The following is a 21,361-nucleotide window of genomic DNA, read 5'->3' as shown; positions in this document are numbered from 1 at the left end:
CGATTTAAGGAATTATGCAGTAAGGACCTGGCGTTGTCTAAAGCGCGATCTGTCATCGATCAGCCGCCTGCGCCCGGATAATTCGGGCTTTCGCGGGTGATCGTCACGTCATGGGCATGGCTTTCGCGCAAGCCCGCGCCGGAGATGCGCACGAAGGTGGCGCGCTCCTGGAAATCCTTGAGATCGGCGCCGCCGACATAGCCCATGGCTGCCTTGAGGCCGCCTGCGAGCTGATGCAGCACGCCAGAGACAGGCCCCTTATAGGGAACCTGGCCTTCGATGCCTTCCGGCACAAGCTTCAGTGTGTCGCGGACCTCGGCTTGGAAGTAACGGTCCGCCGAACCGCGCGCCATGGCCCCGACGGAGCCCATGCCGCGATAGGCCTTGAAGGAGCGGCCCTGGTAGAGATAGACCTCGCCCGGGCTTTCATCCGTGCCGGCGAGCAGCGAACCGATCATGGCGGCGGATGCGCCGGCGGCGATCGCCTTTGCAAGGTCGCCGGAGAACTTGATGCCGCCATCGGCGATGACAGGGATGTTCTGATCCTGCGCTGCCTGCACAGCCGACATGATGGCGGCCAGCTGCGGCACGCCGACGCCGGCGACGATACGGGTCGTGCAGATGGAGCCGGGGCCGATACCGACCTTGACGGCATCCGCACCTGCATCGATCAGCGCGCGGGTGCCGTCATAGGTGGCGACATTGCCGGCCATGATGCGGACGGAGTTGGACAGCTTCTTGACGCGGGTGACGGCATCGAGAACGCGCTGCGAGTGACCATGGGCGGTATCGACGACCAGAAGGTCGACGCCGGCGTCAATCAGGCGCTCGGCCCGCTCATAGCCATCGTCGCCGACGCTGATGGCGGCGGCGGCGCGAAGGCGACCCTGGGCATCCTTCGAAGCATGCGGGTTCAGCTGCGACTTCTCGATATCCTTGACGGTGATCAGGCCGACGAGACGGCTGTCGCCATCGACGACAAGTAGCTTTTCGATGCGGTGCGTGTGCAGCAGGCGCTTGGCTTCATGCTGCTGAACACCGTCCTTGACCGTCACGAGATTCTCGCGGGTCATCAACTCGTAGATCTTCTGCTCGGGATCGGAGGCGAAGCGGACGTCGCGGTTGGTGAGGATGCCGACGAGGCGGTGCGACTTTTCGACGACCGGGATGCCGGAAATGCCATGCGCCTTCATCAGGCTAAGCGCTTCGGCAAGTGTGGCGTCCGGACCGATGGTGACCGGATTGACCACCATGCCGCTTTCGAACTTCTTGACCTGGCGAACCTCTTCGGCCTGCTGCACCGGTGTCAGATTACGGTGGATAACGCCCATGCCGCCGGCCTGAGCCATGGCGATCGCAAGGCGGCTTTCCGTCACAGTGTCCATGGCGGCGGAGAGGATCGGGAGATTGAGCTCGATGTCCTGGGCGATGCGGGTGGCGATATTCGTCTGGCCCGGCATGACCTCGGAGTGTCCCGGCTGCAGGAGCACGTCGTCGAATGTCAGAGCATCCAACCCGGTTGACGTTTCAATGATGCGTGCCATGGCCAATTCCTTCGTCTGTGAAAAACAGGAAAGCCCGGAACGAATCGTCTACCGGGCGATCTTGCAAGTGTTGCTTGGAAGTTGGCGAGGGCTGGTAACACGTCTATGACAGGAAGGGAATAGCAAAAAGCGATGGGCAGCTATGCCAAACCCTGTCTTCGGTTGCAGCGTCAGGATCGAAGCCATTCACGGCGTCCCATTGTGACATGCTGGAACTTTGAAAAGATTTCCATACAAGGTGTGCGAGAGGCAGCCCGCCGGAAACGCCCGTTTCGCAAACAGTAGAAAGATCAGATGCAAGACGGACGCTTTGACCGGAGTTTTCGAAACTGCGTAAACCCTTGATCTATGCGTATGATCTCCTTCGCCCACGTAACGTATGGAAGAGAACAAGGCTTAGAGTGACGGCAGCCAAATTATAGAGCGTCGCGACTGCGAATGCCGCCCCATAGCCGCCGGCGGCCGGGACTATAGAGTTTGCTTGCACACCGCTGTCGTCAATGACGCCGAACAAGATGATGCCGACAATCGTCAGGCCGAAGGCCGAACCTGCCGCCTGAATGGTGCTGAAGACGCCGGACGCCATCCCGACTTCCGAATCGGCAATGGTGCTCAGAACCATATTGAGCAAAAGCGGAATGACAATTCCCTGCCCAAATCCTTGCAGTATCACCGAGATAGTCAAGGTCGACGTCTCTCCGCCGAGAAAGCCGTCAGCAACCGCGATTAGCAAGCCCAAGCTGAAGATGCCCATGCCGAAGATTGGCGCCTGATGCTCCATCCGCTTCGCCAAGAAGGCCGAAACCAGGGAACCCGCGAAGAAAGCGATCGTGGAGGGGAGAAACAGCATCGCCGCCTGCAAAGGGGTCCTGCCGAGGCCGACCTGTAAAAAGATCGTCAGCGACAGCGAGAAGGAACTGATCGCAGAGAAAAACAGGAACGACGCCAGCATACCGAAGGCGAAGCCGCCGTTCTTGAACAGCAGGGGATCAACAATCGGGACACCGCCTCGCCGCGTCAGGCGGTTTTCATAGGCGATGAAGGCGGCGAACAAGGGCACGGATGACAAGAGGCCGATGATCGTCCACCACGGCCAATGCTGCTCTCGCCCCATCATCGCTGGCAGGAGGATTGCCGTGAGAGCGGAAGCCCCCAGGAATGCTCCGACAACATCGAGCCTCGCCGATGCGGTTTCTCTGGTTTCAACGATGAACCACTTCCCGGCAATGATGGCGTAGGCGGCAACCGGTAGATTGACGAAGAAGATCAGGCGCCAGCCGAGATCGCCGATATCGAGCGCCATCAAGCCACCGCCGAGCACTTGCGAGGCGGCACCGGCCGCGCCCTGTACCCCTCCCATCACCCCAAACGCCCGGCGACGCTGATCCCCATCGAACAGCAATCGCAGCGACGCGTAGATCTGCGGCATGAGCAGCGCCGCGCCGATCCCCTGCAGTGCTCGCGAAGCAATCAGGCTCCAGGGCGACGAAGCGAGGCCACACAGCAAAGATGCGACCGCAAAGATGGCCATGCCAGAGAGAAACATCCGCCGCCGGCCGTAGAGATCGCCCAACCGGGCGCCATTGAGCAGCATTGCGCCATAGGAGACGCTATAAGCCACCATGATCATCTGCAACTCGGCGTTCGAGGCGTGCAAGTCCCGTTGAATATTCGGGAGCGCGACGTTGACGATGAAAAGATCGAGGATGGTGACGAAATTTCCGGTCAGTAACACTGCGAGCGATGAATTGGCCCCTGCCCAGCGAGGCTCTTTCCTAACCAACTTCATTTGTATCTCCGACTGAAGGGAAGCAGGGTGGGGTTGGGCTTCCCGTGGGAGAAACGATATCCAGTCTTGAATATTGATCAATTATGGGAAATGGACTTTCATTAAGGACAATAAGTCTTCAATTGGTATCGCTATGGATAGCTTCAGTAGTCTTGCCGCCTTCGTTCACGCAGCCGAGCAACGCAGCTATGTGGCGGCGGCTCGCGTCGCCGGCCTGTCGCCATCGGCCATCGGCAAGGCCATCGCACGCCTCGAAGCCAGGCTTGGCGTCCGGTTGTTCAACAGGACAACGCGCAACATCAGCCTGACTGAGGAAGGTTCAGCGTTCTATGAGCGCTGCAAGCGTATCATCGACGATCTCGAAGATGCGGAGGCCAGCCTTATAGAAAGCCGGATGCGCCCGAGGGGGCGCCTGCGCATCAGCGTCCCGCATATCGTCGGTCATCACCTCTTGATGCCCATGCTGCCGACCTTTGTCGCACGATATCCCGAGATCGAGCTGGAAATCGACTTTGAAGACCACGTCACCGATCTGGTGACGGAAGGAGTGGATGTCGCCGTTCGCAGCGGCGAACTCGCCGATACCCGTCTGATTGCCCGACACCTCGGGGAGCAGCATTTCGCTGTTTGTGGAAGCCCTGCCTATTTCGATCGCCACATTCTTCCGACGACGCCGGCCGACCTCGCCCTACATGCGTGCATCCATTTTAAATATCCAACGAGCGGCCGGCTGGCACCCTGGGCCTTTGCTCCTTCAAACGAAAAGCTGACCTTGCCGAGGAGCCTGATCTTCAACAATACAGACGCGAGCTTGCGGGCAGCATTGGACGGCTTGGGGATCGCCCACCTGCCGATCTATGTCGCGGCGGCATACATCCGCGCAGGGTCGCTTGTTCCCGTACTGACCTCATACATGGTCGCGTTTGGCTCATTGTCGCTCGTCTGGCCGTCCAATCGCCAATTGTCCCCGAAGGTCCGGGCCTTTGTGGATTTCGTGGCCAAGCATCTCGCAGCACGACCAGATGCTTTCCAAGCAGCGGTGATGCTGTCGCCAAACTCCTAAAGTCAGCGACAAGCTACCAATAGTGAGACGTCAGGAACAATTCTGTCGCAAGCCTGCTCTCGAAAACCCGATTTGCGCTACCGACTTTCACGACAGAAACTATCCGCATATTCGTTGCCGATCAGCCTTGTGATCTTACTTTGAAAATAGGCCGTAATCTTCCCCAGCTCGCGCTAAACATCGAACTGGTAGGACTTCGGCACATAGCGAAAACCTTCCGGCTGCTTTTCGACGAAGCCGACGGCGGGGAAAGGCATGTGGAAGCCGAGGAAGGGGATGCGGTCGGCGGCGATCATGTCGAAGATGCGGCGGCGGGTCTTGGCAGCCTGCGGCTTGTCCAGATCGAAACGCACGTCCCAGTCCGGACGACCGAGCGACAGGACATAATGGTTGGCGGTGTCGCCGGTCATAACAAGCTGCCTGCCGCCGGATTCCAGGTGGAAAACGAGATGGCCGGGGGTGTGGCCCGGCGCCAGCATGGCGGTCATGCCGCTGACGATCTGGTCACCATCCTTCAAGAAGGTCATCTTCTCGGCGAAGGGCGCGACATTGGCGAGCACGGCCTTGTGACCGCCTTCCGCCGGCGTTCCCTCGCGCGCCTTATCGGTCCAGAACCCATACTCGATCTCGCCGCTGACATAGCGAGCATTAGGAAAGGCCGGGCCGCCCTCCTCCATCAGTCCGTTGATATGATCGCCATGCAGATGCGTGAGCGCGACGACGGTGACCTGCTCCGGCGTGTAGCCGACGGCCTTCAGCCCCTCGCGAAAACGGCCGAGGCCACGCGCGCGTCCGGCTGCACCAAAGCCGGTATCGACGACGATCACGTCGGAACCGGTATCGATGATGGCGGGCGCATAGCTGTTCACGAGCTTTTCCGTCGGCAGGAAATTCTGCTCCAGCAATTTGCGAACCGTATCGGGGGCCTGGTTCGAGCCAAAGGTCTCCCAGGGATTATCCATGATGCTGGCGCCGTCCTTGACGACTGTTACGGTGCAGGATCCCAATTTGAACTGATGCGTATCCGGGGGCAGGACGGCAGTCATGAACTTACTCCTTGTGCTGATGCGCAACGTAAGCTGCGCCTATCGACGTCGTCGGCAGCAACGGCCTGGAACACATGCTGCTTGACCGAAAATTGGTCATGACAAGACGATCCGAATCCGCTAATACACCGAACGATGTTTTATGCGTTTAGCATTTACATGCTCTTAGCATATGTCAAACCCTGTGTTCCACGCCAGCGACGGCGGCCGTCACGAAGACGTGATCCCCAAGCATTCATGGAGCAAGATCCGGGATTGGCAGCGGCCTCGCATAGGACTACAGAGCGGCTGATCGCGCCAACAGCGATAGCCTTACCAAGACAGACCTATCAAGGCGGATGCCTATGAATCGCATCGTTCCATTGATCCTCGCCGTCGCACTCTTCATGGAACAGATGGATTCCACCGTCATCGCGACAGCGCTGCCGGCCATCGCCAACGATCTCCATGTCGGCCCGATCACGCTCAAGCTGGCCCTGACCTCCTACATGGTGTCGCTGGCCGTCTTCATCCCGATCAGCGGCTGGATGGCGGATCGCTTCGGCGCGAAGAACATCTTCCGTGTTGCCATCTGCGTCTTCGTCATCGGTTCCATCATGTGCGCCTTTTCGGGCGGCCTGCTGGAATTCGTCTTCGCCCGCTTCCTGCAGGGCGTCGGCGGCTCGATGATGACTCCGGTCGGGCGCCTTGTGCTGGTGCGCACCACGCAGAAAAGCGACCTGGTTTCGGCCATGGCGCTGCTTTCCATCCCGGCGCTCGTCGGCCCGCTTGCCGGCCCGCCGCTCGGCGGTTTCATCACCACCTATGCTTCCTGGCACTGGATCTTCCTGATCAACGTTCCCGTCGGCATCCTCGGCGTGATCTTGGCGTCAATCTTCCTGCCTGAGGTGGAAGCGACCAAGCCGCCGAAGCTCGATGTCATCGGTTTCCTTTTGACGTCCTTTGCCGCCTCCGGGGTCGTCTTCGGCATGTCCGTCATCAGCCTGCCGGCGCTGCCGCCCTATGTCGGCATCTCGGCTGTTGTCATCGGCTTTGTCTGCGGCTTCCTCTATGTCGGCCATGCGCGCCGACACCCGGCGCCGATCCTCGATCTCACGCTGCTGAAGAACGCCACCTTCCGCGCCTCGGTGACGGGCGGCACACTGTTCCGCATCTGCATAGGCGCCATGCCGTTCCTGACGCCGCTGATGCTGCAGCTCGGCTTCGGCCTTAATCCGTTCCAGTCCGGCCTCATCACCTTTGCCGGCGCGATCGGTGCGATCTCTACCAAGTTCATCGCGCGCCGCGTCTTTACCGCCGTCGGCTTCAAGACGGCGCTGCTTTCGGCTGCTGCCGTTACGACAGTCACGACGATCTGCACCGGTCTTTTCCAGCCATGGACGCCGCATCTCATCATTGTCGGCACCCTGCTGATCGGCGGCTTCTCGCGCTCGTTCTTCTTCACCGGCATCAATGCACTCGCCTTTGCCGATATCACCGACAAGCAGGCGAGCCAGGCGACATCGATGAGCTCGGTCATGCAGCAAATCAGCCTGGCGCTCGGCGTTGCCGTCGCCGCCATGATCCTGGAAGCCTCGACCTTCTTCAGCGGCACGCAGCTGCAGGTTCGCGATTTCCATATCGCGTTCTTCTGCATTTCGATCCTGACCGTGGTTGCCACCATCCCCTTCATCCGCATGGATCGCAGCGCCGGCGCCATGGTTTCCGGCCACAAGGCTGGCCTCAAGCGTGTCGCAGCGGTACAGCCGCAGGTGGAGCAGACGGTCGTAAAGTGACGGTCCAGCCCTCATTGCGCTTCAGCCAAACGGCAGCGCTATGAGGGTTTCGTCAGTTTAGCGATCGAGGGTCGCCGGATTTAGCGGTCGGCGGCGGATTGCTCTTCTTCCGTCTCGCCTTCCGGCTTCCGGCCCTTGAAGCCTTTCGCCAGCAGGAACATTTCCACCGACTCGGCTCTGGATGCGCCGGGCTTTACATGGACGACCTGACGGAAATTCTGCTTGAGGAAGGTCAGCAGGTCTCGCTCCGTGCCGCCCTGGAAGGTCTTGGCGAGGAAATGCCCGCCTTCGGCCAGCACCTCGACGGCGAAATGGGCTGCGACTTCGCAAAGATGCATCGTGCGCAGGTGGTCGGTCCGGTGATGACCGGTCGTCGGTGCGGCCATATCCGACAGCACCAGATCGGGCGTACCTCCGACCGCATCGATCAGCCGCTGCGGCGCATCCGGCTCCAAAAAGTCGAGCTGCAGGATGCTGACGCCAGGGATCGGCGCCATTTCGAGGAAGTCGATAGCGGCGACGCGAATATCCTCCTCGGTCGAATCGGTCACCTTGGCGGCGATCTGCGACCAGCTGCCCGGAGCGGCACCCAGATCGATGATGCGGCGAGCACCCTTGAGGATCTGATGCTTCTCGTCGATCTCCAGCAGCTTGAACGCGGCGCGGGCGCGGTAACCTTCAAGCTGGGCGCGCTGCACATAGGGATCGTTGATATGGCGCTGCAGCCATTGGCGCGACGAAGCCTTCAGCTTCTTTTTCTTGACGCGCTGACCGAGCTTGCGGCCCGTGCGGTTGCCGGCGATGGTTGGCTTGGTCACGTCTGCGGCCCCTTCATATCCCTCGGTCGATGACCCCGGCGCGAGCGGCCCCGCCGCCAAACGCCATCGTCTGCCATCATGTCGGTCAGCAATCCCTCGCGCAGGCCGCGATCGGCAACGCGCATGCGCGGGCTCGGCCAACGGCGGCGGATCGCCTCCAGAATGGCGCAGCCTGCCAGCACGAGATCGGCGCGATCCGGCCCGATGCAGGGATTGGCGGCGCGGCCGGCAAAATCCCAGGACAAGAGCTTCGCCTGCATCGCACTCACCTCGTCATCCGACAACCAGACGCCGTCGACCCTGCGCCGGTCGTAGCGCGGAAGATCGAGGTGAACGCCGGCGAGCGTCGTCACCGTGCCCGAAGTTCCGATCAGGTGGAAGTCGCCGCTGTCGCGTGCGGCGCCATGCACCGGCGGGCAATCGAAACGCTCGAGCATGCGCTGAACTTCGCACACCATCGTCTCGAACAGTTCAGGCGTCACGTCGCGACCGCCATGCCGCTCGGAGAGCGTGACGACACCGACGGGCAGCGAGGTCCAATGGGTGATGTGATTGGCCAGCCGGCTTGAGCGATTCTCGCCGATACGGATGACGGCAATCTCGGAAGAGCCGCCGCCAATATCGAACAGCACGACGGAGCGCGCCTCCGGTCCCACCAGCGACGAGCAGCCGGAAACGGCAAGCCGCGCCTCGGTCTCGCGATCAATGATTTCGAGCTGGAGTCCTGTTTCTTCGGTTACGCGCGCAAGGAATGCCTCGCCATTGTCGGCGGCGCGGCAGGCTTCGGTCGCGATCAGCCGCATGCGCCGGATTTCGCGTGTCTTCAGCTTGGCCGCGCAGATGCGCAGCGCCTCCACAGCCCGATCCATGGCATCGCTCGACAGACGTCCGCTGGCACCGAGCCCCTCACCGAGGCGCACGATGCGAGAAAATGCATCGACCACCCGGAACTGGCCGGGGCGGGTCGGCTGCGCGATCAGCAGGCGGCAATTGTTGGTGCCAAGGTCAAGGGCCGCATAGAGGTCGAGTGGCCGGGAATCGGCGTCGGCATAGTGGTGATGTTGGCCCTGCCCTTCACGGCGCGGCGGCGATTGCCTGATCTGGCGATGCTCGTCATGGGCCACTGACGCATGCGCGTTCGAAGGCGCATTGGCAGGAGCGACGATCTGCGCCACTTTCTCATGCACCAGAGGCCGGCCCTGCAGGCCACGCTTGCTGCGATGCTTGCGCCGGTTCTTGCCGCTTTTATGCGAAGACGGATGGCCATGATCCGGCGAGGCACGATGCTCAGCCGATGCCGAAAGCTGCTGTGTCTGGGAAGCAGGCTGCGCGCCACCTTGGGCTGCGCGTGCACGGCGCCGCCGCTTGCGCTTTTTGGCCGGTAAGCCGGCCTCATCCTCTGCTGGGCGTTGCACCACCTGGCTGGACTTGCCTGCCTGGGCGGCCTCCGCAGAATGAGCGTTCGGACGGCCGTGACCGCGCTTACGCTTCGCGCGCCGGGAGGATTTACCCTTCCTGCGCTCTGCTGCCGACGCCCCGTCTGCCTGCGGCGCTAGGCCGCTGTCGGGGTCACTCACGTATCTTTTCCACCGCGCCGCGCAAGGCCCCTGAGGGTATGCTGCTGGCGCTCGTTCGATTTTCGTTGGGCAAAGAATACCAGCAGGATGGGTTTTCGCCAAATTCTTTTTGAATCACGCCATTTTAGTCGCGCGCCAAACAGCCCTCAGGCGACCAGATGCGCCCTGACATCAGCCGCAAGTTGCTCCATCCGGTCGATCGGCGCATGCCCGATCAGCATGAACGCGTGGGTGGCGCTCGACCAATAGACGACATTCATGCCCTTGCGATTTTCCATGTCCGGCGCCGCCGCACCCTTGGCGGATCGGACGATGCAGAGCGCCATGGGACCGCTTTCCGGATCGAGATAGGCGATCTGAGCCAGTGGCTTGCTGTCATAATTCAGGATCTGAGCACGCTTGAACGCGATACCCGGCATGGCGACGGCTTCGGGCGCCAGCGACAGATTCAATTTGGCGCCGACTTCATTCAATTGCGCAACCTGTTGCGCATGATCGCCAGCCGGCGCGCTCAGCGTATCCGTCGTATAGAGCGAGAGATATTCCGCCACTACGGCACGCCATTCCGTATCTTCGTCCGGTTTCGAAAGCCGGTGGCCGATGCCGATCACGGCACGGTCGACGGCAATGGCAGCGACGAAGCTTGCGGCAACGGCCGCAAGGAAACCGCGGCGACCGATGCCGGCAGTGCGGACTTTGCTCTCCTCTCTCGAGGGAATGCCGGCAAGCATGGCATCCAGCCTCGCAGCCGGAGCATCGGCAAGCATCGGCTGGAATGCCTCTGCGAAGGGCAAGGTGCTGCGCGACAGAAAATCGAATCGTTCCGCCACGCGCTCGTCGTCGGCGATCAATCGTTCGATCCGCTCGCGCTCGGAGGCATTCAGCTCGCCATCGATGAAGGCGGTAAGCTGCTCGTCCGAGGGCATCTGTCCTTTATGCAATTCACTCATTTCCATTCCCCAGTCGCTCACCTCCGGACGATTTTCCGTCAGCCGCCATTCCCATGCCTTCGGCGAGTTTCGCCCGCGCCGCCGCCAGCCGGCTCATGACCGTTCCGATCGGCACATCAAGAACGTCAGCCACCTCGCGATAGGAAAGCCCTTCGACATAGGCCAGGAACACCGCAGTGCGCTGCGCCTCCGGCAGGGCCTGAACGCGTTGCAACACCTGCCCGGCCAAAATATGCGTTTCGGTTTCCCGAGCACCGTCGAAAACCAGCGTCTCGTCGGCATCGACAAAGCCCTGCCCCATGCGCACTCGGCGCGAGCGAACCTCGTTCAGCCAGATCGAATGCAGGATGGCAAAGAGCCAGCGATCGAGCCGCGTACCCGATGTGAACTGAGCCGCTCGCTCCAGAGCCCTGACGCAGGTCGCCTGCACGAGATCGTCGGCCACGTCACGCTGACGCGATAGCACCACGCCATAGCGCCACAGCCGCGTCAGATGTTGGGACAGGCCCGCCCTGATATCCTCTTCGCTCGCTATGACATCCTCCGCCACTTTCGCATGTCCGGGAGCCGCCGATCTTTTTGGCGGCTCCGCTGCCGTCAGACTATAAGCAGAAATTGCGCCACGAGCGACTGGCATCACTCCCATATCCCTCGCAAAGCTCCCTGCTTCTCGTCTTTATCTCCGGCGCTGACCTGCGATCACAGGCTGGACGGATTCATGATCGCGGCGTGGAGATCGCGATATTCCTCACAGCTCGTATTGCCGCAGAGCGTCTTGATCGTGCTCAACTGATCCTTGGCGAGGTCCATCTGGCCCTTGATGACATAGGCTTCGCCGAGATACTCGCGAACCAGCGTATACTTCGGGTCCATGGCGACGGCCTTCTGGTAATAGGAGATGCCTTCGTCGGTACGGCCGAGCTTACGGGTGGCGTAGCCGCGATAGTTCAGCGCTTCTGCCGTATTCGGATTCTTCATCGTGTCGAGCACAGCCAGGGCTTCCTCGTAGCGATGATCCTTCTTGGCGAGCGAGTAGGCATAATCCGCGCGGTTTTCGTCCGTGACGTTGGCGCCCTGCTGCTTGACGCACTTCTTCGTCTTCTGGTCGTAGATCTCGCCCTTCTTGCAGGTCGGCGTCGTGCTGGAATCGTCGCCGGCAGCAAAGACCGGGATGGCGAAAGCGCCGAGGGTCAGGCTTGCGCCGAGAGCGATGGAAGCCAGGCGAATTGCTTTGGTCGTCATGGAATGTCTCCTTGCAAAATGAACGTTGCGAGGGGAGAACACACCATCGGCATCTTTTATTCGGACGATGCGCAAAATTTTTTCGGCGCATCCCAAGCCGGGACGCCGTCACTCTTTTGTGACCGCCCCGGCATCGAATAGACCACCCTCGCCACGTGTTTCCATCCCAGGCCCCTCAAGGGCGCAGGAGAAACTCGTGACCGATACCGTCAAACTTCTAAGCCTTGCCGTCGCAACGCCCGATAACATCATCCTCCAGACTGACGCCGCCGAAACGGCGAGCCGCCTCTTCTCGAGCCGCTTTCAAGATTTCAAATATCTCGCCCGCGTTTTCGAGAGCGCGGGCATTCGCAAGCGCCATGTGGCGCGGCCTCTGTCCTGGTTCGAACAGCCGCATGGCTGGCAGGACCGTATGGCTGCCTATACGGAGGTGGCCTCTGAGCTTTTCTGCCGGACGGCGACAGCAGCCCTGCAACGCGCTGGTCTTGAGGCCCGGCATGTCGACTGCGTTGTTACAGTCTCATCCACCGGACTTGCGACGCCGAGCCTCGACGCGCGGCTGACCGGCTTGATGGGCTTCCGTACCGATATCGAGCGTGTGCCGGTCTTCGGGCTCGGCTGTGCAGCCGGCGTATCCGGTCTTGCGGTCGCGACGAAGATGGCACGAAGCCGGCCGGGCGCCGTCGTCCTTTTTATCTCGATCGAACTCTGCTCCCTTGCCTTTCGGCTGGACGAACTGACACGGCCCAACATCATTGCCACCGCGCTGTTCGGCGATGGAGCGGCAGCCTGCGTGCTGCGGGCCGGCGAAAGCGGAATTGCGGAGATCGAATCGACGGGCGAACATCTTTTCCCCGACAGCCTCGGCATCATGGGCTGGAAGATAGATGACACCGGCTTCGGGATCATCCTCGAACAATCACTGCCGGTCTTTGCCGAGACGCATCTCAAGAGCGCCGTCGCCGGCATTCTGGAGCGATCCCGGCTTTTGATCTCCGATATCGACCGCTTCATCTGCCATCCGGGCGGCGCCAAGGTGTTGGCGGCACTCGAAAGCGCGCTCGGCCTTGAAGAGGGTTCGCTCGAAATCGAACGCGAGGTGATCCGCGACTACGGCAACATGTCCTCGCCCACGATACTGTTCGTGCTGGAGCGGGTGATTGCGACCGGCTTGCCGGAGCGCTCTGCCCTGCTCGCCATGGGACCGGGATTTTCGGCAAGCTGCATCACCCTGAGGAGGGTCGCCTGATGCTGTGGCCATCGATCGCGCTTCTGACTTTCGTGACGCTGCAGCGGCTGGCGGAGCTCGTCTATGCAAGGCATAACACCGCAGCGCTCCTTGCCCGCGGAGCCCGGGAATATGCAGCGGAGCACTATCCCTTCATGGTGGCGACGCATGCGGCCTGGCTGATCGGATTGTGGTTCTTAGCCATCGGCCGGCCGGTCGATCCTTTCTGGTTCGTACTGTTCGTGGTGCTGCAGGCAATGCGCCTCTGGGTGCTGGCGACGCTTGGGGAACGCTGGACGACGCGCATCATCATCTTGCCCGGCGCCGCTCTGGTGACCAAAGGCCCCTATCGCTTCCTCAGCCATCCGAACTATGCCGTCGTCGTCGGCGAGATCGCTGTCTTGCCGCTTGCCTTCGGCATGCCGCTTTACGCCGCGATCTTTTCGCTGCTCAACGGCATCATTCTTGCGATCCGCATCCGCGCCGAAAACGCCTGCCTGAAACAGAGTACGGCCTGACCGCATTTTTCAATTGCGCCGGCGAAATTTGGCAGGCATTTTCGATGCTTAGAGCGCGGTCAGACAATACGGAACGACCGGGCGGCAATGCAATAGGCATGCGGATAGCAGGATAAAATGACAAAGGACGCAATCGTTCTCGGTGCGGGCATCGTCGGCGTTTCGACGGCAATCCATCTGCAGCGGCGGGGACGGCAAGTCGTCCTAGTCGATCGCCAGCCACCAGGCCAGGGAACCTCCTTCGGCAATGCCGGCCTCATTCAGCGCGAGGGCGTCGTGCCCTACGGCTTCCCGCAGCAATTCGGCCTGCTGCTGCGCTATGCCTTCAACAATCGCATCGACGCGCATTATCATCTGCGCGCTCTGCCCGCGCAGATCGCCTTTCTCGCCCGCTATTGGTGGAACTCCAATACCAAGCGCCACGAGATGATTTCGCGTGCCTATGCGCCGCTGATCGAACATTCCGTCAGCGAGCACAACGATCTCATCGAAGCCTCGCATGCCGAAGAGCTCATTCGCAAGAACGGCTGGGTGGAGCTGTTCCGTTCGAACGAGAAACGCGACGCCGAGTTTGCCGAGGCCGAACGACTCAACCGCGAATTCGGGATCGGCTACGACGCGCTGAGCGGTGCGGAGATCGCGGCAGCGGAGCCGCATCTCAGAGGCCATTTTTCCGGCGCGCTTCGCTGGCGCGACCCCTGGTCGGTGCTCGACCCGCACGGGCTGACATCAGCCTATCGCCGATATTTCGAAAGCATTGGCGGGCGTGTGACGACGGGAGATGCCGTCTCGCTCGGAATGGCCGGCTCGGCCTGGAGAATGGTGACGGCGGAAGGGTCGATCGAGGCGGAGGATGTCGTCGTCGCACTCGGCCCCTGGGCCGATATCGTCACGAAACGCTTCGGCTATGCCTTCCCGCTCGGAGTCAAGCGCGGCTATCACATGCATTACGCCACCGAGGGCGATGCCATCCTCAACAACTGGACGCTGGATGCCGAGCGCGGCTATCTGCTGGCGCCGATGAGCCGGGGCATCCGGCTGACGACCGGCGCCGAATTCGCCCTGCGCGATGCTCCGAAGACACCGGTCCAGCTCGACCGTGCCGAAGCTGTCGCGCGCACCACCTTCCCGCTCGGCGAACGGCTCGATCCGGAACCCTGGATGGGAGCACGGCCTTGCACGCCCGACATGATGCCGATCATCGGTAAGGCGCCGCGCCATAACGGCCTATGGTTCGCCTTCGGGCATGCCCATCACGGGCTGACGCTCGGGCCTGTGACCGGCCGAGTGCTTGCCGAACTCATCACCGGCGAGAAGCCCTTCATCGATATTTCGGCTTATGCTCCGGGCCGGTTTGCACCCTGAGCCGCTCTATCTCACGCAATTCCGGACGGAAAACCGCTACGCACTTTTCCTGGAATTGCTTTAGAGGATTGCCCGGAGGCTTTTGACAGACGCATCGACGATCTCCTCGATCGTGGCGTCGATGTCGACGGTGACGACACCGGGCTCGCCCGTCGGCACTTCCAGCGTCTGCAATTGGCTTTCGAGCAGTGAGGTCGGCATGAAATGCCCCTTGCGCTCGCCCATGCGCTTCGTCAGCAGCTCTTTGGAGCCTTCGAGATAGATGAAATAGAGGTGACCGCCGGCGGAGGCCCGCAAGCGCTCGCGATAGACGCGCTTCAGCGCCGAGCAGGTCACGGCAACGCCTTCGCCTTTCGCAAGACTTGCCGATATTTCCTGGCCGATCTTTTCGAGCCAAGGCCAGCGATCCTCATCCGTCAACGGGATGCCCTTGCTCATCTTCTCGACATTGGCTGCCGGATGGAGAGCATCGCCTTCGATGAAGTGGATGCCGAGCTTGGCCGCCACACCCTCACCGATCGAGGATTTACCGCTGCCGCTCACACCCATGACGATGATGGCAAGCGGGGTTTTGGATTGTTCATTCATGCTGTTTTCTGCCTTGGACCATGGCCGATAGGAATAGTCAGACAGAAGCTACCACTGACGCATCTCGGTGCCTGGCCCCTCACCCTAACCCTCTCCCCGTAAACGGGCGAGGGAACGACCCAGCATGCCAATCGGCGTCCAGGGTTAGGACAGAGCCAATTCTGCGCGAGGCCGGCCCCCTCTCCCCGCATGCGGGAGAGGGCTGGGGTGAGGGGCCAGGCAGAAAGGCGCGGCAAAGCGACATCTGCCCGACTCACAACTTGGATCAATCCAGCGGAAAGAAACAGGAAAATTTATGCGTTCCGTCGCCCGCCAGTTCCGGTTCAACCTGCCGGCACTTGTCCTGGGCACGCCAGCAGCGCGGATTGAAGTGGCAGCCCTTCGGCGGATTGAGCGGCGACGGCAGTTCGCCCTGGAGGCGGATGCGGTTCTTTTCGCGATCCGGATCGGCGATCGGCGTCGCCGACAGAAGGGCCGCAGTATAGGGATGGCGCGGCCGGCTGAAGACCTCGTCCGCCGTGCCGGTTTCCACCGGGCGTCCGAGATACATAACCATCACGTCGTCGGCGATGTGACGGACGACGGAAAGGCCATGCGAGATGAAGAGGTAGGCAAGGCCCATCTCCTTCTGCAGATCCATTAGCAAGTTCAGGACCTGCGCCTGGATCGACAGATCGAGTGCGGACACCGGCTCATCGAGCACCAGCACCTTCGGCCGCAGCATCAAGGCACGCGCGATCGCGATGCGCTGGCGCTGGCCGCCCGAGAACATATGCGGGTAACGATCATAATGCTCAGGGCGCAGACCGACGCGTGCCATCATCTCCTCCACCTTGCGGCGTCGGGTGGCGGCATCATCATCCGTGTTGATCTTCAGCGGCTCTTCCAGGATGGAGCCGACCTTCTGGCGCGGGTTCAGCGAGCCATAGGGGTTCTGAAACACGATCTGCACGGCACTGCGCAGGCTGCGGTCGCCGAGCTTGGCGGGCTTGCCGTCGATCAGCAATTCGCCGGCCGTCGGATTTTCGATCATCGTCACGAGGCGAGCGAGCGTCGACTTACCGCATCCGGATTCGCCGACGACAGCGAGCGTGCGGCCCGACTGCAGGCTGAAGCTGACGCCGTTCAGCGCCTTGACGGTCGCTTCCGGTTTGAAGGTGCCGCGCTTGACGGTGTAGAAACGGGCGAGATCGCGCCCTTCGAGAACAGCGCTGGTCATGCGGCACCTCCTGCTTTTTGCGTGGCGGCAATGCCGGGGTGACCGAGCGGCTTGCCATGTTCCAGCGGATAATTGCATAGGGCTACGCCCAGTTCAGGCCCCTGACGCCTCACGCCCTTGTCGCATTCCGGCGTTGCAAAGGAGCAGCGCGGCGCAAAGAGACAGCCCGTCGGCCGATCGTGCTGACCAGGAACGACGCCGGCAATCGACGGCAGGCGTTCGCCGACCTCGGCGCGCTCCGGCAGAGCCGAAAGAAGGGCTGCGGTATAGGGATGATGCGGATCGCGGAACAGTTCCTTGACCGGCTGCTCCTCGACCTTCTGGCCGGCATATTGCACCTGCACGCGCTCTGCCGTTTCGGCGACGACGCCCATGTCATGCGTGATGAGCACGAGCGCCATGCCCTGCTCTCGCTGAAGGCGCACGAGCAGGTCGAGGATCTGCGCCTGGATCGTCACGTCGAGGGCGGTCGTGGGCTCATCGGCAATCAGAAGCTTCGGATTGCAGGCAAGCGCCATGGCGATCATGACGCGCTGGCTCATGCCGCCGGACATCTGATGCGGGAAGTTCGACAGGCGATCCGCAGGGGCTGGAATGCCGACGAGATTCAAGAGCTCGATCGCGCGTTCGCGGCGCGCCTTGCGGTCGAGGCCCATATGGATGCGGAGCGTCTCGCCGAGCTGAAAGCCGACCGTGAAGCACGGGTTGAGGCTCGACATCGGCTCCTGGAAGATCATCGCCATGTCCTTGCCGATGATCTTGCGGCGCTGACGCGAGGAGATACCGCGCAGGTCCTTGCCGTCGAACATCATGCGGTCGGCGGTGATCTTCGCCGTCCAGGGCAGAAGGCCCATCATGGCAAGCATGGATACGGATTTGCCGGAACCGGATTCGCCGACGATCGACAGGATTTCTCCTTTGTCGCACGTCAGCGAGACGCCATCGACGGCCCGGAACAAGCCGGACGAGGTCTGGAACTCGACGGAGAGGTTTTCAATATCGAGAAGTGCCATTACGACCTCTTCAGCTTCGGGTCGAACGCATCGCGCAGGCCGTCGCCCATCAGATTGATGGCGAGCACCGTGATCAGGATGCAGAGACCGGGGAAAGTAACGAGCCAAGGGTTGCTCTGGAAGAATTCACGGGAGTCGGCGAGCATCGTGCCCCATTCCGGCGTCGGCGGCTGAGCGCCCTGGCCGAGGAAGCCGAGAGCAGCCGCATCGAGAATGGCCGACGAGAAGGCGAGCGTTGCCTGCACGATCAGCGGACCGAGGCAGTTAGGCAGGATCGTCTTGAACATCAGCCGCAGCGGACCGGCGCCGGCAACGCGCGAGGCGATAACATATTCCTTGTCGCGCTCGGCCATGACGGAGGCGCGCGTCAGGCGAACAAAGTGCGGTTGGTTGACAATGGAGATCGCGATCATCGCATTGGTCAGGCCCGGCCCAAGGATTGCCACCAGCACCAGGGCGAGCAGCAACGAGGGGACAGCGAGAATGATATCCATGATGCGCATGATGATCGTATCGACACGGCCACGCACATAGCCGGCGACGAGACCGATCAGGATGCCAGCAAGTGCCGAAAGCGAGGCAACGACAAGGCCGATGAACAGCGAGAAGCGCGTGCCGTAGATGAGGCGCGACAGGAGATCGCGTCCGTTGGCATCGGTGCCGAGCAGGAAACTGCTGTTGCTGCCCTCCGCCCAGGCTGGCGGCAGGCGCTGCATGTCGCTGCCATAGGCAATATCGGGATTATGCGGCGCTACGAGACTAGCGAAGATCGCCAGAAACAGGACGAAAAGGAAGATCGCAAGGCCGATGACGGCGCCCTTGTTGCGAGAGAAATAATACCAGAACTCCGCAAGAGCGGAAGGACGGTCGGATTTGACACTAACCGTTTTGACGCTAACCGTGCTCATGGGCCGCTCCTAGTGACGAATGCGTGGATTGACGAAGCCGTAGAGCAGGTCGACGACGAGATTGACGAGCATGACGATGCCGGCGATCAGCAACAGGCCGCCCTGCACCACCGGATAGTCGCGCTTGAAGACCGCATCGATCATCCATTTGCCGATACCCGGCCAGGAGAAGATGCTTTCCGTCAGGATGGCGCCGCCGAGCAGCACGCCGACCTGCAGGCCGATCGTGGTGACGACGGGGATCATCGCATTGCGCAATGCGTGCACGGAAACGACGCGCAGCGGCGAGAGGCCCTTGGAGCGGGCCGTGCGCACGTAATCTTCGCCGAGCACTTCGAGCATCGCCGAGCGCGTCTGGCGGGCGATGACGGCGAGCGGGATCGTGCCAAGTACGACGGTCGGCAGGATCAGCGAATTGAAAGCGGACCAGAAGGCGCCCTTCTGGCCGGACAGCAGGCTGTCGATCAGCATGAAGCCGGTGATCGGCTTGAAGAAATAGATGAGCCCGATACGGCCCGAAACCGGCGTCCAGTGCAGATAGCCGTTGAAGACGATGATAAGCAGCAGGCCCCACCAAAAGATCGGCATGGAATAGCCGACGAGGGCGACGCCCATGACGCTCTGGTCGAACCATGTGCCCCGCTTCACGGCGGCGAAAACACCGGCCGGTATGCCAAGACAGATCGCGAGGATCATGGCACAGATCGACAGCTCGAGCGTGGCCGGGAAGAAGGTCAAAAAGTCGGTCAGCACGTCACGCTTTGTCGTGATCGAGGTGCCGAGATCGCCATGAAGGGCATTCCAGATATATCGGCCGTACTGCACGACCATCGGCTGGTCGTAGCCGAGATCGTGCGAGATCTGCGCATGGCGTTCCGGCGACATGACGCGTTCGCCCGACAGCAGCATGACAGGATCGCCGGGAAGCAGGCGGATGAAGGAGAAGGCGACGATCGATACGCCGAGAAATGTCGGGATCAGCACCGCTAGCCGGCTGAAAAGAAATCGCAACATGGCAGATGTCCAAATTTTTCCGGCGGTCAGACAGAGTGTCTGACCGCCGGATCGCCCGATCCTAGCCGGGCATTCTCACAGATTTTTCGTTATTCGGCGATATCGACGCCGTCGAAGCGATGAATACCGAGCGGATCCTGGAAGTAGCCCGTGACATTCTTCGTCATCGGCATGAAGACTTCCGAGTGATCGATCGTCATCCACGGTGCTTCGCGCTTGAAGACGACCTGAGCCTCTTCGTAGAGCTTGGTGCGCTCCTTGACGTCAGCCGTCTGCTTGGCCTTCTTCACCAGACCGTCGAATTCCTTGTTGCACCACTGTGCGCGGTTATTGCCGCCGACAGCGTCGCAGCCGAGCAGCGTGTCAAGGAAGTTGTCCGGGTCGCCGTTGTCGCCGGTCCAGCCAAGGATGGCCGCGCCATCGCGGTCCTTGGCGGAGGAGAGCTTCAGGTACTGCGCCCAGTCATAGGTGACGATCTCGACCTTGACGCCGATCTTGGCGAGGTCCGCCTGCATGAGTTCGGCAGCACGGCGAGCGTTCAGCATGTAGGGACGCGACACGGGCATCGCCCAGATCTTCATGCTGAGATCCTTGACGCCGGCCTTTTCGAGCAGCTTCTTGGCTTCTTCCGGATTGAACGCGTCGTCCTTGATGTCCTTGTTGTAGGACCACATGGTCGGCGGGATCGGGTTGGTCGCAACCTTGGCAGAACCCTGGAAAACGGCATCGACGATGGCCTGCTTGTTGACAGCCATGTTGATGGCCTTGCGTACTTCGACCTTGTCGAACGGAGCAACCAGCGTGTTGTAGGCGAGGTAGGAAACGTTCAGGCCTGCCTGATCGAGCACCTTGAGGTTCTTGTCGGCCTTCAGATCCTTGATATCGGCCGCGTTCGGGTAGGGCATGATGTTGCACTCACCGGACTTCAGCTTCTGCGCACGAACGGAGGCGTCCGGCGTGATCGCGAAGACGAGATCGTCGATCTTTTCCTTGCCCTTGAAGTAGGTTTCGTTCGCCTTGTAGCGGATGACGGCATCCGGCTGATAGGCGACGAAGGTGAATGCGCCAGTCCCGAGCGGCTGCTGGTTCAGCTGCTCCATCTTCTTGTCGGCCTGCAGCTTGTCGGCATATTCCTTCGACAGGATCGAGGCGAAGTCCATAGCGAGGTCGGCGAGGAAAGGAGCTTCCGGGCGGTCAAGGACGAACTTGACGGTGAGATCGTCAACCTTGTCAATCGACTTGATGAGCTTCGGGAAGCCCATGCCATCGGCATATTCGTAGGTACCGCCGGCGACATACTTCGCCCAGGGGCTGTCCGTGCCGAGCTGACGGCTGATCGAGAAGATCACGTCATCAGCGTTGAGGTCGCGCGTCGGCGTGAAGAAGTCGGTGGTCTGGAACTTGACGCCCTTGCGGAGCTTGAAGGTGTATTCCTTGCCGTCCGGAGACACGGTCCAGCTTTCGGCAAGGCCCGGCTCGATTTCGGTGCTGCCATGCTTGAATTCGACAAGGCGGCTATAGACCGTGCGCGACGAGGCGTCGAAAGTATTGCCTCCGGTGTAGAGACCCGGGTCAAAACCTTCCGGCGAGCTTTCCGAGCAATAGACAAGCGTTTTTGACCAGGCGGACGTCGCCATGACCGAAGCCAGGGCTGTCACTGCCAGCAGGACAGAAATCTTTTTCATGATATCGTTTCCCAGATTT

At 61.2% G+C, this 21,361-nt stretch carries 19 protein-coding genes; 5 read left to right on the top strand and 14 right to left on the bottom strand.

Translation table 11 applies throughout. The features are described 5' to 3' along the window. Positions 1 to 59: 59 nt before the first annotated feature. Together guaB and AC13RE_RS13490 are read right to left on the bottom strand one after the other, a co-directional pair. Positions 60 to 1,544, bottom strand: coding sequence for an IMP dehydrogenase (guaB, locus tag AC13RE_RS13495; RefSeq protein WP_488485566.1), 1,485 nt, complete (start codon positions 1,542 to 1,544; stop codon positions 60 to 62). Between the two features lie 346 nt (positions 1,545 to 1,890). After that, positions 1,891 to 3,414 carry an MFS transporter gene (locus AC13RE_RS13490; protein WP_488563285.1) on the bottom strand — a complete coding sequence of 508 codons (1,524 nt, stop codon included), beginning with the start codon at positions 3,412 to 3,414 and terminating at the stop codon, positions 1,891 to 1,893. A gap of 52 nt (positions 3,415 to 3,466) precedes the next feature. On the opposite strand from AC13RE_RS13490, the gene AC13RE_RS13485 reads away from it, so the two are divergent. Further along, on the top strand, positions 3,467 to 4,396 hold the full coding sequence (locus AC13RE_RS13485) for a LysR family transcriptional regulator (RefSeq protein WP_488563284.1): 930 nt from the start codon (positions 3,467 to 3,469) through the stop codon (positions 4,394 to 4,396). Between the two features lie 173 nt (positions 4,397 to 4,569). On the opposite strand, the gene AC13RE_RS13480 is transcribed toward AC13RE_RS13485, so the two are convergent. Beyond that, positions 4,570 to 5,442: an MBL fold metallo-hydrolase gene (locus tag AC13RE_RS13480; protein ID WP_488563283.1), complete on the bottom strand. Its 873-nt coding sequence runs from the start codon at positions 5,440 to 5,442 to the stop codon at positions 4,570 to 4,572. Between the two features lie 344 nt (positions 5,443 to 5,786). Here AC13RE_RS13480 and AC13RE_RS13475 point away from each other — a divergent pair, with 344 nt between their 5' ends. Then, positions 5,787 to 7,217: an MFS transporter gene (locus tag AC13RE_RS13475; RefSeq protein ID WP_488563282.1), complete on the top strand. Its 1,431-nt coding sequence runs from the start codon at positions 5,787 to 5,789 to the stop codon at positions 7,215 to 7,217. Between the two features lie 80 nt (positions 7,218 to 7,297). On the opposite strand, the gene AC13RE_RS13470 is transcribed toward AC13RE_RS13475, so the two are convergent. From AC13RE_RS13470 to AC13RE_RS13450, 5 genes are all read right to left on the bottom strand, one after another. After that, entirely contained in the window at positions 7,298 to 8,035 is a 738-nt protein-coding gene (locus AC13RE_RS13470; protein WP_112398726.1) for an RlmE family RNA methyltransferase, read from the bottom strand. Then, entirely contained in the window at positions 8,032 to 9,612 is a 1,581-nt protein-coding gene (locus AC13RE_RS13465) for a Ppx/GppA phosphatase family protein (protein ID WP_488563281.1), read from the bottom strand. The genes AC13RE_RS13470 and AC13RE_RS13465 overlap by 4 nt, the downstream gene beginning before the upstream one ends. Positions 9,613 to 9,758: 146 nt before the next feature. Further along, complete coding sequence (locus tag AC13RE_RS13460) at positions 9,759 to 10,562, bottom strand: anti-sigma factor family protein (RefSeq protein ID WP_488563280.1); 804 nt, start codon at positions 10,560 to 10,562, stop codon at positions 9,759 to 9,761. Beyond that, a complete protein-coding gene (locus AC13RE_RS13455; protein WP_132716675.1) occupies positions 10,555 to 11,199 on the bottom strand; it encodes an RNA polymerase sigma factor in 645 nt (214 codons plus the stop codon). The genes AC13RE_RS13460 and AC13RE_RS13455 overlap by 8 nt, the downstream gene beginning before the upstream one ends. 62 nt (positions 11,200 to 11,261) lie before the next feature. Further along, positions 11,262 to 11,804 (bottom strand): tetratricopeptide repeat protein, encoded by a 543-nt coding sequence (locus AC13RE_RS13450; RefSeq protein WP_132715887.1) that lies wholly within the window; start codon positions 11,802 to 11,804, stop codon positions 11,262 to 11,264. A gap of 196 nt (positions 11,805 to 12,000) precedes the next feature. Here AC13RE_RS13450 and AC13RE_RS13445 point away from each other — a divergent pair, with 196 nt between their 5' ends. The 3 genes from AC13RE_RS13445 (at position 12,001) to AC13RE_RS13435 (ending at position 14,915) form a co-directional block, all read left to right on the top strand. Further along, on the top strand, positions 12,001 to 13,053 hold the full coding sequence (locus AC13RE_RS13445; RefSeq protein ID WP_488563279.1) for a type III polyketide synthase: 1,053 nt from the start codon (positions 12,001 to 12,003) through the stop codon (positions 13,051 to 13,053). Further along, positions 13,053 to 13,550, top strand: coding sequence for an isoprenylcysteine carboxyl methyltransferase family protein (locus tag AC13RE_RS13440; protein ID WP_488563278.1), 498 nt, complete (start codon positions 13,053 to 13,055; stop codon positions 13,548 to 13,550). The genes AC13RE_RS13445 and AC13RE_RS13440 overlap by 1 nt, the downstream gene beginning before the upstream one ends. A 117-nt stretch (positions 13,551 to 13,667) precedes the next feature. Continuing rightward, the gene (locus tag AC13RE_RS13435) at positions 13,668 to 14,915 is read left to right on the top strand and encodes an NAD(P)/FAD-dependent oxidoreductase (RefSeq protein WP_488563277.1); all 1,248 of its coding nucleotides are present in this window, start codon (positions 13,668 to 13,670) and stop codon (positions 14,913 to 14,915) included. A gap of 60 nt (positions 14,916 to 14,975) precedes the next feature. Here AC13RE_RS13435 and AC13RE_RS13430 read toward each other — a convergent pair whose 3' ends face one another. The 6 genes from AC13RE_RS13430 to AC13RE_RS13405 form a co-directional block, all read right to left on the bottom strand. Beyond that, the gene (locus AC13RE_RS13430; protein ID WP_488563276.1) at positions 14,976 to 15,503 is read right to left on the bottom strand and encodes a gluconokinase; all 528 of its coding nucleotides are present in this window, start codon (positions 15,501 to 15,503) and stop codon (positions 14,976 to 14,978) included. A 265-nt stretch (positions 15,504 to 15,768) separates the two neighbouring features. Further along, the gene (locus AC13RE_RS13425) at positions 15,769 to 16,722 is read right to left on the bottom strand and encodes a peptide ABC transporter ATP-binding protein (protein ID WP_488563275.1); all 954 of its coding nucleotides are present in this window, start codon (positions 16,720 to 16,722) and stop codon (positions 15,769 to 15,771) included. Further along, positions 16,719 to 17,735, bottom strand: a complete 1,017-nt coding sequence (locus AC13RE_RS13420; RefSeq protein ID WP_488485553.1) for an ABC transporter ATP-binding protein — start codon at positions 17,733 to 17,735, stop codon at positions 16,719 to 16,721. Before AC13RE_RS13420 ends, AC13RE_RS13425 begins: the two co-directional genes overlap by 4 nt. Continuing rightward, positions 17,735 to 18,643 (bottom strand): ABC transporter permease subunit, encoded by a 909-nt coding sequence (locus AC13RE_RS13415; RefSeq protein ID WP_488563274.1) that lies wholly within the window; start codon positions 18,641 to 18,643, stop codon positions 17,735 to 17,737. The genes AC13RE_RS13420 and AC13RE_RS13415 overlap by 1 nt, the downstream gene beginning before the upstream one ends. Before the next feature lie 9 nt (positions 18,644 to 18,652). Then, positions 18,653 to 19,657 carry an ABC transporter permease subunit gene (locus tag AC13RE_RS13410; protein ID WP_488563273.1) on the bottom strand — a complete coding sequence of 335 codons (1,005 nt, stop codon included), beginning with the start codon at positions 19,655 to 19,657 and terminating at the stop codon, positions 18,653 to 18,655. A gap of 89 nt (positions 19,658 to 19,746) precedes the next feature. Continuing rightward, positions 19,747 to 21,342, bottom strand: a complete 1,596-nt coding sequence (locus AC13RE_RS13405; RefSeq protein ID WP_488563272.1) for an ABC transporter substrate-binding protein — start codon at positions 21,340 to 21,342, stop codon at positions 19,747 to 19,749. Positions 21,343 to 21,361: the final 19 nt, after the last annotated feature.

The sequence above is a fragment of the Martinezella sp. CNPSo 3959 genome (assembly GCF_057784355.1).
Note: the sequence above shows the minus strand (reverse complement) of the source record. Positions and strands in the feature narration are given on the sequence as shown.

What these genes read in the sequence shown, in the direction of transcription:
- AC13RE_RS13405 (WP_488563272.1), bottom strand. Translation starts at nt 21,342, where the DNA reads ATGAAAAAGATTTCTGTCCTGCTGGCAGTGACAGCCCTGGCTTCGGTC.
- AC13RE_RS13485 (WP_488563284.1), top strand. Translation starts at nt 3,467, where the DNA reads ATGGATAGCTTCAGTAGTCTTGCCGCCTTCGTTCACGCAGCCGAGCAA.
- AC13RE_RS13430 (WP_488563276.1), bottom strand. Translation starts at nt 15,503, where the DNA reads ATGAATGAACAATCCAAAACCCCGCTTGCCATCATCGTCATGGGTGTG.
- AC13RE_RS13410 (WP_488563273.1), bottom strand. Translation starts at nt 19,657, where the DNA reads ATGTTGCGATTTCTTTTCAGCCGGCTAGCGGTGCTGATCCCGACATTT.
- AC13RE_RS13440 (WP_488563278.1), top strand. Translation starts at nt 13,053, where the DNA reads ATGCTGTGGCCATCGATCGCGCTTCTGACTTTCGTGACGCTGCAGCGG.
- AC13RE_RS13480 (WP_488563283.1), bottom strand. Translation starts at nt 5,442, where the DNA reads ATGACTGCCGTCCTGCCCCCGGATACGCATCAGTTCAAATTGGGATCC.
- AC13RE_RS13475 (WP_488563282.1), top strand. Translation starts at nt 5,787, where the DNA reads ATGAATCGCATCGTTCCATTGATCCTCGCCGTCGCACTCTTCATGGAA.
- AC13RE_RS13455 (WP_132716675.1), bottom strand. Translation starts at nt 11,199, where the DNA reads ATGCCAGTCGCTCGTGGCGCAATTTCTGCTTATAGTCTGACGGCAGCG.
- AC13RE_RS13435 (WP_488563277.1), top strand. Translation starts at nt 13,668, where the DNA reads ATGACAAAGGACGCAATCGTTCTCGGTGCGGGCATCGTCGGCGTTTCG.
- AC13RE_RS13425 (WP_488563275.1), bottom strand. Translation starts at nt 16,722, where the DNA reads ATGACCAGCGCTGTTCTCGAAGGGCGCGATCTCGCCCGTTTCTACACC.
- AC13RE_RS13415 (WP_488563274.1), bottom strand. Translation starts at nt 18,643, where the DNA reads ATGAGCACGGTTAGCGTCAAAACGGTTAGTGTCAAATCCGACCGTCCT.
- guaB (WP_488485566.1), bottom strand. Translation starts at nt 1,544, where the DNA reads ATGGCACGCATCATTGAAACGTCAACCGGGTTGGATGCTCTGACATTC.
- AC13RE_RS13450 (WP_132715887.1), bottom strand. Translation starts at nt 11,804, where the DNA reads ATGACGACCAAAGCAATTCGCCTGGCTTCCATCGCTCTCGGCGCAAGC.
- AC13RE_RS13420 (WP_488485553.1), bottom strand. Translation starts at nt 17,735, where the DNA reads ATGGCACTTCTCGATATTGAAAACCTCTCCGTCGAGTTCCAGACCTCG.
- AC13RE_RS13460 (WP_488563280.1), bottom strand. Translation starts at nt 10,562, where the DNA reads ATGAGTGAATTGCATAAAGGACAGATGCCCTCGGACGAGCAGCTTACC.